Genomic DNA, 12,122 nt, shown 5'->3' with positions numbered 1-12,122 from the left:
GCCTTAACGCCACTAAACGAGCTTGTCTGCGTAACATTAAAAATTGTCCTTCCATTTCCTGATTGCGGTAAAAACGGCTTCTTCGTTGGGTAACTGCCTTCCAACATGGTGTTCTGCATTGTGTTTAATTTCATCCTGTTGCGCGCGTAAAAATGGATTAATCGCTTTTTGTTGTTCGATAGTAGTCGGCAAAGTGGGTAACCCTTTTTCACGTTGTTGCTTTGCCCACGCCCAATACTCTTTCATTATATTATTGCTCGGCTCTAGTTGCGCTGCAAAACGCAAATTTGCCAAGGTATATTCATGGGTACAATAGACCACAGTCTGCTCTGGGAGTTGCATTATTTTTTTTAACGAATCTAACATTTGCGCAGGTGTTCCTTCAAATAAACGCCCGCATCCTGCAGAAAACAAGGTATCACCGCAGAACAACCGACTATCGCCATAAAACGCAATGTGATCGAGTGTGTGTCCAGGAACCTCTAACACATCAAACGTAAGTGACAATGTTGGAATTTCAATACGATCACCGTCAACATAATCCTGAGTTAAGTGTTTGATATTACCATATCTTGGCCCTAATACCCGAATGTCAGGATGGTGCTCTACGAGTGATGCAATGCCATTTGTGTGATCCCAATGATGATGGGTTACTAAAATACCATTTAGTTTGAGTTGATTCCGTTTACAGAAAGCCTCAACCGGTGCGGCATCACCAGGGTCTACCACCCAGCAATATAAGTCGTTATGTAAACACCAAATATAGTTATCTTCAAAAGCAGGAATAGGAAAAATCTGTAAAGCAGACATAGTGACCTTCGCTTGTTTCAGCAACCGTTTGTTGTACTATAAGAAGTTGTTGGGTGCTAAGCAATAATTAGGATCAGATGAAACCTGCATTAACTTCAAAAAAACCTCTATACCCAGCGTCTTGGGACGAATTGCCCGTTGGTCAGGGAGTGAGGCAACTTTTGCAGGACTGCGTGCTTGAATCAAGTCGTCGCTTTTTTGGGTATCACTTAGTCAAAGTTGGTTGTCTTAGTGGGGAGATTACGTTACCTACATGTACCATCAAACACATAATTAATGTAGTGAATAGCAAATGTATTTCTGAGGCCCCGTCTAGTACTGATAGTTTGTTGGTTGCGGATGCGCATAAATTACCCTTTCTAGAAAACAGTGTTGATGCTTACTTACTTGCTCATGAGCTTGATTTTTCACGAGATCCACACCAAATTTTACGTGAAGTAGATCGCACTTTAATTGCTAATGGGCATGTTATTATTGTTGGTTTCAACCCTTTTAGTCCCGCTGGCTTGTTCAGGCTTTTGCCATTGAAATCAAATAAATTAATGCGTGATGCGCGATTTTTTACCAGTGTACGGATCAAAGATTGGTTACATTTACTGGGGTTCGAAATTATCGAACAAAAGCAGTTGCTATTTTCAAGCGTGCTATTGAATCGTAAACATAAAATTTTCAGCAAATTAGAGCGGCTGTTTTGTCGTTATCTACCTATTTTTTCAAGTGTTTATGTAATTGTCGCCAAAAAGCGTGTTATTCCGCTATCCTTAATTAAGCCAAAATGGAAGGCGTCGCCTAAATTCTCTCCGGTGAGCGCAAGTATGCGCAGTTCAATGAGAAATAATAGTCAATAAATTCATAAAAAATTTGCTGTAAATGCAATTATGGTCGATAACTAGCTGTTGGGAAGCCAAAGTAATTGGTAAATGTGACCAACACATCTTGAATTAGGAAACTGGGGTCCAGTAATGTTTTTTAAGAAAGTAAACGAAGAAGACCAACGAAAAATCCGAGAACTTACCGACGACAATCAGGCATTACAAAGCCAAATTGTTAAGTTGCAGGCCCAATTGGCGGAAGCTTTAGAAGCATCAGCCCAGCAATCCACAGAAAATTCTGAAGCTCAAGTTGTTGCTGAAGTGATGCTCGACGGTCAGAAATCCTTAAGCTCTGTGAAAAATTCGCTCAGCTTAACGGCATCAACGTTAGCGGCAGAGAGTGCCAAAGTTAAAAATGCGCAGGAACTGTTTACCGGTTCTTCGGAAATGCTTGATGAAGCAGCAAGTGGCCTTACGCAGATTGACGCTATGGCAGCGAAAGGGGTAACCCATGCCGGTGAGCTTTCTGGGTTAGCTAGCAGTATCAGTAGTTTCGTTGGTGTTATCAATTCTATTGCCGAACAAACGAATCTACTTGCATTGAATGCTGCCATCGAAGCTGCGCGGGCAGGAGAAAGTGGTCGTGGGTTTGCGGTTGTTGCTGAAGAGGTTCGAAACTTGGCGATGCGTTCATCTGAATCGACTCAGGAAATTAATAATTTAGTTGAAAAAATTGAAGAGGGAACGCGCAATATTGAATCAAACATTAATGAAGTGTCGTCACAATCTAAAGAGTTAGTGACCAAAACTAGCGAAGTCAAAGATAAAGTCAGCCAAGTATTGGCTATGTCTACGTCTATGAGTAACACCATCAGCGAATCTGCTGAGCGAACATCGCTAGCCAATGCGCAAATTGATCACTTGGATATGAAACGTGCCGTTTACAATAGCTTAATCGGAAATGGAGAACGATCTGTTAATGCAATTGGCGAGGCATCTTCTTCTGATTTAACCTCTTGGATAAATTCATTGGGAGCCGAAGGTAGTTCCTCAAGCATACGCAGTGTTGAACATGCAAATCAAAAGGTCTTCGACGCAGCGCGTATGGCATTATCAGGCGCTGGAGAAAATATTGACAGCAGCGTGTTGGAAGCACTAAGTAATATGGAAAAGGCCAGCTCTGATTTGATGAGTAAAATTGACGGATTAGTGTCGGATGTTTAAGTCTTAAAAGTCATCATGCGTGTTTGGAAGCCCGTAACCCCACATTGAAAATAGATGTGAGACAGCGGGCTTTTTTGTGCGTTGCTTTTCAAAAAATTGAACTCCCCATTTATCTAATTTAATCTCAACTCGGGATAAATTCTTTATGATACAAAAACGGCACTGATAAAAGTGCCGTTTTGTTTTGCGCCTAATTCTAACTGCACATCTATTTTACTTTCATCCCTGGCTGCGCACCTTCATGAGGCTCAAGGATCCATAGATCAGAACCACCGGGGCCCGCTGCTAATACCATACCCTCTGACAATCCAAAGCGCATTTTTCGCGGCGCAAGGTTGGCGACCATTACCGTGAGTTTGCCTTCAAGATCTTCCGGTTGATAGGCCGATTTAATGCCTGCAAAGACCTGCTTTGTCTCGCCACCTAGATCTAATTGTAAGCGCAATAACTTGTCTGCACCTTCAACGTGTTCGGCTTTGGCAATTTTTGCAATTCGTAAATCGACTTTGGCGAAATCATCAAAACTAACGGTCTCAGCGATGGGATCTTTAGCTAACGGGCTGTCTGGATCTGCTGCAGGAGCGCTAACTTTAACTTCGAGGTTTTCTTTAGAGTCTTCTATTACTGCGTTTACTTTATCCATGTCTACTCGCTGCATTAACGCTTTAAATTTATTAATACTATGATCTGTAAGCGTGACTTGAGCACTGTCCCAGTTCAGAGTGTCGTTCATAAAGGCTTCGGCTTGTTCAGCTAATTTAGGTAAAACAGGTTTGAGGTACACCATTAACACTCTAAACAGATTAATCCCTAGTGAACAAACTTCATGGGTTAACTGCTCTTTGCCTTCCTCTTTGATGGTGACCCAAGGCGCTTGAGCATCAATGAATTGATTAGCCTTATCGGCAAGGGCCATTATATCGCGTATCGCTTTGTGGTATTGGCGCTTTTCATAAGCTAATGCAATGCCATCAGCTGCCTGCTGAAATTGAGCCAGTAATTCAGGTTCGATTATATTTGTCGATAGCTTGCCGTCAAATCGCTTGGTAATGAAACCGGCACAGCGACTGGCTATATTCACTACTTTACCGACTAAATCAGAATTCACTTTCTGGGCGAAATCTTCCAAGTTTAGGTCGATATCGGTCACGCCATCGCTAAGCTTTGACGCATAATAATAGCGCAGATACTCTGGATTCAAATGATCTAAGTAAGTGCGACCTTTAATAAAAGTACCGGTCGATTTCGACATTTTGGCGCCGTTAACCGTCACAAAACCATGAACGTTGACACCAGTAGGCTTGCGCAATCCGGCACCTTCGAGCATGGCTGGCCAGAATAAGCAGTGGAAATAAGTAATGTCTTTGCCAATGAAATGGTACAACTCGGCATCTGAGTCTGGGTTCCAAAAACTGTCGAAATCGATTCCGTGTTGGTTACAATAGTTTAAGAAACTGGCCATGTAACCGACAGGCGCATCTACCCACACATAAAAGAACTTGTTAGGAGCACCGGGTATTTCAAAGCCAAAGTAAGGCGCATCTCGGCTGATATCCCATTGCTGCAAGCCTTCATCAAACCATTCTTTAAGTTTGTTCGATATTTCTTCTTGAAGTGCTCCGCTAACCAGCCACTCTTTCAACATATCTTCAAATTTAGGGAGATCGAAAAAATAGTGCTCTGAATCTTTTAGTATTGGGGTTGCGCCGGAGACAACAGAGCGCGGGTTAATAACCTCCGTAGGACTGTAGGTAGAACTACACACATCACAACTGTCACCATTTTGGTTTTCAGCCTTGCAAGAAGGACAAGTACCTTTAATGAAGCGGTCCGGTAAAAACATGTTTTTTTCTGGATCGTACAATTGGCTAATGGTGCGTTTACTTATGTAGCCGGCTTTATCTAAACGATTATAAATATCTTCGCACAACTGTTTGTTTTCATCTGAATGAGTGACATAGTAGTTGTCGTACTCAATGTGAAAATCGAGCAAATCTTGGTGATGCTCGGCACGAGTTTGTGCCACCATTTGTTCTGGAGTAATTCCTAACTCTTGGGCTTTTAGCATCACAGGTGTGCCATGAGCATCGTCTGCACAGACGCTAAAACATTGATGACCGCGCATTCGTTGGAATCGGGTCCAAATGTCAGTTTGAATATGCTCCAGTAAATGGCCTAAATGTATGGAACCATTTGCATAGGGCAGAGCGCTGGTGACAAGAATTTTTCGTGGCAGATTCGGCATCGTTGTTTTTGTGTCTTGAATAGTTGAAAAAAGGACGCAAATGGTACAGAAAAGCGCGCTGATTTGCATTCTTTTTGCAAGCATTGCGTAAATCGAGGTTAAGATTATTATCAATAAACAAAGAGCGTGCTCACAGTTTGCTTAAAAAGCTTAGATGAAACACTGTCGAATTAACACTCTATGAAACAAGGAAATCCTTTTGCCAATTGCATTATCTGAAGCACATAACACAGATGAGGTGTATCAACATGCTGCTAGTTCATTGGGGATAACCCCTAAGCAGTTTGCACAATGTTGCCATGTGGAGGGCAATATATTAAAAATCACCCTACCATTTGCTTGTGAAACGCAGCATGGTGCTTTAGTTGAGTCACTTGAAACATTAGGACTGGATCGCAGTCAAATTGAGCTTCGAGTGTTAATTGATGCCAAGCAAACAAAATTGCCTAGGCTTAAGCGGGTTAAGAACATTATCGCTGTGGCGTCTGGGAAAGGGGGGGTAGGAAAATCAGCGACTAGCGTGAATTTAGCGTTCGCTTTGCAAGCGCAAGGAGCGAAAGTTGGGTTACTCGATGCTGATATTTACGGCCCCTCAGTGCCTATCATGCTGGGCAATCCACAAGCACAACCTCAAAGTGAAGATAACCGCCACATGATACCGCTTGATTGCCATGGTGTTGTAGCCAATTCCATTGGCTATCTGGTACCACCTGAAAATGCCACTATTTGGCGTGGTCCTATGGCCAGTAAAGCGCTTCAACAGATAGTTAATGAAACACTTTGGCCAGAATTGGATTACTTGATCATTGATATGCCACCTGGCACTGGAGACATCCAACTGACACTCGCTCAAATGGTACCCTTGACTGCCGCGGTTATTGTCACCACTCCGCAAGACATTGCTTTAGCAGATGCGACTAAAGGGATCGCCATGTTCAATAAAGTGGATATTCCAGTACTCGGCTTGATCGAAAATATGAGTTACTACCTGTGCCGTAAATGTGGCCATAAAGACCATGTATTTGCCAGTGGCGGGGGAGAAAAATTAGCGCAGCAACATCACATGAATTTACTCGGACAGTTGCCGTTGGATATCATGATCCGAGAACACGCTGATGGTGGTGAGCCTTTGATTATCTCACAACCGCAAAGTGAACTTTCGAATCTCTATTTACAGATTGCAATGCAAGTATCGAAGAGTTTGGCTTTTTCAATTAATTTAGCCACTGACAACAGCATTGAGATTACAACGGTTTAAAAACGATAACAGTAAGAAAAGTAAGTGTGACGTCGTTAAAAAGATTGAACATGGATTAGGCCCAGATCATAATATGGGGGCAGACGGTAAAGTTGCTTTTTTCAATAATTTTAATGATTTATCAGTTAAAAACAGGGTAAACAAAATGCGATTATGTGACAAAGATATCTACCAATATATAAAAGACGGTAAAATCGCGATTACCCCAGAGCCAGATTATTCAGAAATCAGCGGCGTGACGGTTGATATCCGGTTGGGAAATAAATTTCGAGTTTTTGAAGACCATGCTGCTCCCTATATTGATCTAAGTGGTCCCAAGGCTCAGGTTCAAGAAGCGATGAATTCCGTGATGAGTGACGAAATAGTGGTGGCTGACGACAAGTCATTCTTTTTACATCCAGGAGAACTGGCGCTGGCGGTCACATATGAATCTGTTACTTTGCCTGCCAACATAGTGGGTTGGTTGGACGGGCGTTCATCACTTGCGCGTCTTGGACTCATGGTACATGTCACTGCCCACCGAATAGACCCCGGTTGGTCAGGTAATATCGTGCTGGAATTTTATAACAGCGGTAAACTGCCGCTTGCGCTAAAACCAAAGATGAAGATTGGTGCAATCAGTTTTGAAGTATTGTCTGATTTTGCAGAAAAGCCGTATAACTCGAGAGCTGATGCGAAATACAGGGGGCAAGATGGTGCGATTGCCAGTCGTATTAGTGCCGACGATAAAGACGTGGAATAAATACATATTGAATAGGCGGGCCATTCATCCATCGATTTGGCCTCATTATTCTGTGAAGCAGCTAGGATAAATTGCATAAAGATTGCGCATTTAACCTAGCAATGCACATTTGCCGTTGCAAAGCCGAAAAATTTAAGTAAACTGCGCAGCTCGGTCGGTGTGTAGCGCAGCTTGGTAGCGCACTGTCATGGGGTGTCAGGGGTCGGAGGTTCAAATCCTCTCACACCGACCAATTAATTCCTTTCCAGACAACCCATTAACTTCTTTTCGGGGCTCTACCCCATAAACGGGCGATCAGCATTCACCTTACCTGATTGATAACACCATCCCATCCACACTGGGTCATCACTCTTATTAGATAATTTTCAAAATCTCTAAAACCATATGCTTTTCTGGATAGCCTTCATCAATATAATTAAGCAAATAGATGCAAAGACCTTAATTACGAGCCAGTTATAAACAGTTTAGATATTGCGAGGCAAAAAATATTGTTTTTCACCTCAATATAGTCATTAATTAAAAATACTTTTGCAATTTCATTCATGAATCATATTGTGGTTTACACATTTCTATTTTCTCGCTTAGTATAGTAATGTCTTCGCTTAAGTAAGCTTTTTGGAAGCCACAAAAAAACCACTCATCTTCATACAATTCAGCGATTACGGGCTCGCTGTCGATATCTCCACATTTTACCCAATAATAGCCATTTACTTTATTTTTATTTGGTCTCAAAAGTAACTCACTTATCAGTAGCGTTAAATTGATAATTCTAGTTTTAGCTTAGCTTATTTACGCATTAATGCTTTCAAAAAGAAACTTGTGCCGACAAGTTTGACAAGAAGTCACAATTGTAGTGTTACGTTTTTACCTTTTAATGTTATTCCCTATGCATAAAAAAGCCCGCTGAAAGCGGGCTTTTTACTAATTCAAAAGCAGAGATTAATTGGCTTTTACTTCGATAACGGTTAAACCGTTCTCATCACCATTTTGATCTTTATACACGACGCCACCGACATACTCGGTTCCGCCTTGCAATCCGCTCATACCAACGTAAACGCGGTTAGTGCGACCTTCTACAGCGCGAGTAGACGCTCTAACAGAGATGCCAGTTGGTGCTGATTCATCAACCGTCCAAATGTAAAGAGGTGCTTGTACGCTTTCAGCGCCATCCAAGCTCCAGCCATGCACGAAGACTAGGTATGTGTCACCAACACTTAAATCAGCTTTTGGTACAGGGTCAACTAGAACGACTTTTTCATCAGACCCGCCATTTAGACTAGTGCCTACTTGTCCACAACTAAAGCCTGTACATGCATAAACATACAAATCCAAATCTACAAATGGGCTGGCTTGATCCGCACCTGATAGACCGAATTTAGCAATACGCGTACCTTCAGGCACATTCACAAAGTAGAAGCCTAAACCAGGTTCGTTAAACGCGAAAGTGCTGTCTGGATCTTGAGCCACGGTATCAACGAATACGTCTGGCGCATCAAGTCCCATGCCTTTAGCAAAGAAGCGACCATTGTAGTTAATCTCTACTGGTAAGGTGAGCCTTGCCGCAGAACGACTAGTTTCAACGCTCACTGACGCTGGCGCATTTACACTGGGTGGAATAACGGGTTTAACCGCTATTGGGCTACGTGCACTGTGCGTGCCATCAGTCCAGGTGATTGCACCAAAGCTCCATTCGTCAATCACAGCATCGTCATTGTGAGAGAGCGTAAGGCGATATAGGCCTAATCCATTAGCGTTAAAGCCCATGGTGTCGCTTGCTACCCAAACTGGCGCGTCCCCTGACCAATCAATCACTTCAACAGTAACATCCACACCTGCTGGTGCTTCAACAGTAGCAGTGTATTCAGCTGAATTACTTACATTAGTCACATAACGAGTTACTGTTTGTGCTTCTGAAAGCTCTGCTATTGCGATTGATGCGATGTTCAGATCACTTGCATCAAGTGGATATCCCGCATTTTCAAAAGCGGCACAAGAGTACCCTGATGAACTCACAACAAAGCTTTCTTCGCCTTGACCACACAAGTAAGCCCAATAATCCCATTCGCTAGCATCGTAAACAATACCAGGCGCTACAGCTGAGTTAGGCACAACGTGACCTGCACCAAAATCGAATGGGTCAGAAGGTGTGGAACCATCTTCATCAACCACGTTTTGTCTGGCAGTCGTCATAATTGCAGACTTGATTGCAGAAGGAGACCATGCAGGGTTCACTTCTCTCACTAGAGCAGCGATACCACTAATGTGAGGCGCAGACATTGACGTACCACTTAAGTGTGCAAAGCTTTCACCAGATGAGCCATTAATGTTTGACGCTGTGGTTCCGGCCAAGATAGATACACCAGGAGCAGTGATATCTGGCTTGATAATGTCCGCAGTCGCTAAGCTTTCGCCACGCGAAGAGAAACCAGCCATTTGGTTACCAATAGAAGGCGACGTGCTTGCCGCTGGATCATTGGTCATAGTGACACTGACTTGCATTGCTTGAACATCGTCGAGCAATCTAACGCCATCTGCATTGGTGATCATCACTCCAGGAATCGTAATTCCGTCGGCTGCACCACCCATGGCAGTTGGTGTTCTGTTGTCAGAGTAAACAACGACACCGATTGCACCTTTATCTTGAGCATTTAATATTTTTTCAGAAAAAGCACAAGTTCCACGCGCTATATAGGCAATTTTACCTGCAAGAGCACCGTCGGCCATATCCAACTCAGCGCCACATGCATTTAGCGGCTCAACGGCCATCAAATCACCAGCAAGTCCTGTATCAGGAATTGGTGTGGTGATTGCACCTGGAATAGAAAACAATGTTTCATCACTACCATCATTGGACACTTCTAACGCATTACCAATTAAGGCGATTTCACCATCATAAGTAGATGCGCCAACTGTCGTTACCCAAGGTACATTGTGTGCAACGGTTTGAGCTCCTGGACCTGAGTTACCCGCAGATAATGAACCAAATACACCACCTTGAGCGGCATTAAAGAAAGCAACATGTACTGGATCGGTCTGTGCGGTACGGCTACCACTGATTGAGAAGTTGATTACATCAACCCCATCAGCGGTTGCTGCATCTATCGCGGCAACTGAATCAGCAGATGAACAACCACTGTTACCAGGAGTGCTGCCATTCCAGCACACTTTGTACGCAGCAACACGAGCTCGTGGTGCGATACCAGAAACAGTACCAACTTCAACACCGTTAATTACGGCGGTAGTATTTTCGTTACCGCCAGCAGTGGTTAGGGTATGAGTACCGTGACCGTCAGCATCACGAGGCGAGTCAAACTCACCAGGTAAAACATTTTCTGGTCCAAATCCATCATTAAAATAACGGGCGCCAATGAGTTTATTGTTACATGAGAACTCTGGGTCAGTACCTGTAACACATTCACCTGACCAATCGGGCCGTGTAGTTGCGATATCGTCATATTCGTTACCAGGAACATCATCTCTAATGCTCGCATGCTCAGGCCAAATGCCGGTATCGACAATACCGATAATCACATCTTCACCTTTAACACCCATTGAGTGCAAGCCGCCTGGATCGGTAAGCCCAAGGAATGCAGGGGTATTCGCCGTATCTAATTTTAATATTTCATTTGGCCAGATGTTTATTACGTCTGGATTACTGCGTAGTTTAGAAACTTGTGCCTCGGTAAGCACAGCAGCAAAACCGTTGAAAGAATGCTCATAGGTATAAGTTGCTTGGGTTACACCTGCGCTTGCCATAACTTGATTCTGTTTATCAGCAAGCTCTTTTCGGTAGGCCATAGAGACCAAAGAGTTTTGATCGTATTTTTCAGCGCTTACAAAACCATGTTCTTTATTAGGGATGCCACTATTACTGCTTTGAACTGCGGCAGGTTCGCCACGAAGTTGAACAATATAAGAAGTTTTGGAGCTGACCGTTTGTGGGCTAGCTGCATCCAGTGTGAGAAGACTGCGGTCTGGATTAGATAATGCTAAAGCACTATGCACAGACATCGCCAAAAAGCACCCGGTTCCGAGCACTGTTAGCTGTTTGCGTAACATAGAATTTTCCTTTGATTGATATTATATAATTATAATTATTTAGTAGACTTTGCTACTTTCGCATAGAAAACGTTTTCCAAACTTCTTTGGTCTGGTCTACGGACTATAACGCCAATCTTACTTACACACTATTATTTATTTTATTTAATGTAAGTTAGAGGTTTACACCTAAGCAACAATCGTTCCTATTGTTTATGTTGTTGTTTTATATGTGTTTTTATTCATTTAAAAACAGGTTGATTAAAATAGTGTTAAAAAACATGACACTTTCTAGTGAGAATTTGATTGTTTTTCAAACATAATCTGGTTGCTGTCTTTCGTGTATTAATTTGTCTGGAAATATTTGCATTATTACTGCGCTTTGTGCTGATTTATCCAGATTAGGCGAATATCAAAACTTAGTAGTGGTATTTGCTTCACCGTATAAATACGAAGTGTAATGTAAAGCGAATGTTTGAGGTGCTTTTTTATTAGCTACTATATATATAGCGAAAAAAAGACCTCGTAATGCCTTTATATAGATTAACAATCTGAAATCTAAAAAATTGCGATTTGCTGTTTATTAGTTACCTTAACCCACTTTTAAAAGCTGAGTTTGCTTGCGCTTCTTCTTATATGTACTAGCAATTAACGGTAGAACCACAAAAATCCAATATTTTTCTAGATTTTTCTTGACCTCTCAAACAGGGTCTGTAGAATGCGCGCTCGCTTCAGGGAGTTCTAACAAGAACATCCATTCACAAATAGTCTAAGGACGAAATTGTGACATTGCTGTAAAGCAAGTGTGAAGCGGGATGCAGCTGGTTGAAGGTTTGAAATTAATTTTAAATATTTAACGTAAAACGGTTGACAAGATTTCCAAGGCGTGTAGAATTCGCGTCCCGCTTGAGACAGACCTCTGGTTCCTCAAGCCGCTCACTAAGAGCAACGTTCTTTAACAATTTGCAACAAGACAATCTGTGTGGGCACTCA

The 12,122-nt window shown here is 42.5% G+C and carries 7 protein-coding genes and 1 tRNA gene; 5 read left to right on the top strand and 3 right to left on the bottom strand.

Features of this window, described 5'->3' with window-relative positions; all coding sequences use genetic code 11:
* Positions 1–36: 36 nt before the first annotated feature.
* Positions 37–810 carry a hydroxyacylglutathione hydrolase gene (gloB, locus tag ABD036_RS13305; RefSeq protein ID WP_343860703.1) on the bottom strand — a complete coding sequence of 258 codons (774 nt, stop codon included), beginning with the start codon at positions 808–810 and terminating at the stop codon, positions 37–39.
* A gap of 77 nt (positions 811–887) precedes the next feature.
* Between gloB and ABD036_RS13300 the strand changes: the two genes are divergently transcribed.
* Both ABD036_RS13300 and ABD036_RS13295 read left to right on the top strand, forming a co-directional pair.
* The gene (locus ABD036_RS13300) at positions 888–1,658 is read left to right on the top strand and encodes a class I SAM-dependent methyltransferase (protein WP_343860701.1); all 771 of its coding nucleotides are present in this window, start codon (positions 888–890) and stop codon (positions 1,656–1,658) included.
* A gap of 114 nt (positions 1,659–1,772) precedes the next feature.
* Positions 1,773–2,846 (top strand): methyl-accepting chemotaxis protein, encoded by a 1,074-nt coding sequence (locus ABD036_RS13295; protein ID WP_343860699.1) that lies wholly within the window; start codon positions 1,773–1,775, stop codon positions 2,844–2,846.
* Between the two features lie 208 nt (positions 2,847–3,054).
* On the opposite strand, the gene metG is transcribed toward ABD036_RS13295, so the two are convergent.
* Positions 3,055–5,091 (bottom strand): methionine--tRNA ligase, encoded by a 2,037-nt coding sequence (metG, locus tag ABD036_RS13290; RefSeq protein WP_343860697.1) that lies wholly within the window; start codon positions 5,089–5,091, stop codon positions 3,055–3,057.
* A gap of 199 nt (positions 5,092–5,290) precedes the next feature.
* Here metG and apbC point away from each other — a divergent pair, with 199 nt between their 5' ends.
* From apbC to ABD036_RS13275, 3 genes are all read left to right on the top strand, one after another.
* Complete coding sequence (apbC, locus tag ABD036_RS13285; protein WP_425542576.1) at positions 5,291–6,349, top strand: iron-sulfur cluster carrier protein ApbC; 1,059 nt, start codon at positions 5,291–5,293, stop codon at positions 6,347–6,349.
* Between the two features lie 145 nt (positions 6,350–6,494).
* Positions 6,495–7,091, top strand: a complete 597-nt coding sequence (gene dcd / locus ABD036_RS13280; protein ID WP_343861058.1) for a dCTP deaminase — start codon at positions 6,495–6,497, stop codon at positions 7,089–7,091.
* A gap of 155 nt (positions 7,092–7,246) precedes the next feature.
* Positions 7,247–7,323: transfer RNA gene (locus tag ABD036_RS13275), tRNA-Pro, on the top strand.
* A gap of 707 nt (positions 7,324–8,030) precedes the next feature.
* Here the strand turns inward: ABD036_RS13275 and ABD036_RS13270 are convergent.
* The gene (locus tag ABD036_RS13270; RefSeq protein WP_343860695.1) at positions 8,031–11,150 is read right to left on the bottom strand and encodes a S8 family serine peptidase; all 3,120 of its coding nucleotides are present in this window, start codon (positions 11,148–11,150) and stop codon (positions 8,031–8,033) included.
* Between the last annotated feature and the right edge of the window lie 972 nt (positions 11,151–12,122).

Origin of the sequence: Aliiglaciecola litoralis (genome assembly GCF_039523355.1) — a bacterium.
Taxonomy (GTDB): Bacteria; Pseudomonadota; Gammaproteobacteria; order Enterobacterales; family Alteromonadaceae; genus Aliiglaciecola; species Aliiglaciecola litoralis.
Note: the sequence above shows the minus strand (reverse complement) of the source record. Positions and strands in the feature narration are given on the sequence as shown.

Bases quoted from the DNA above. Each gene is read 5' to 3' on its own strand.
- ABD036_RS13300 (WP_343860701.1), top strand. From the start codon at position 888: ATGAAACCTGCATTAACTTCAAAAAAACCTCTATACCCAGCGTCTTGG.
- dcd (WP_343861058.1), top strand. From the start codon at position 6,495: ATGCGATTATGTGACAAAGATATCTACCAATATATAAAAGACGGTAAA.
- ABD036_RS13270 (WP_343860695.1), bottom strand. From the start codon at position 11,150: ATGTTACGCAAACAGCTAACAGTGCTCGGAACCGGGTGCTTTTTGGCG.
- ABD036_RS13295 (WP_343860699.1), top strand. From the start codon at position 1,773: ATGTTTTTTAAGAAAGTAAACGAAGAAGACCAACGAAAAATCCGAGAA.
- metG (WP_343860697.1), bottom strand. From the start codon at position 5,091: ATGCCGAATCTGCCACGAAAAATTCTTGTCACCAGCGCTCTGCCCTAT.
- gloB (WP_343860703.1), bottom strand. From the start codon at position 810: ATGTCTGCTTTACAGATTTTTCCTATTCCTGCTTTTGAAGATAACTAT.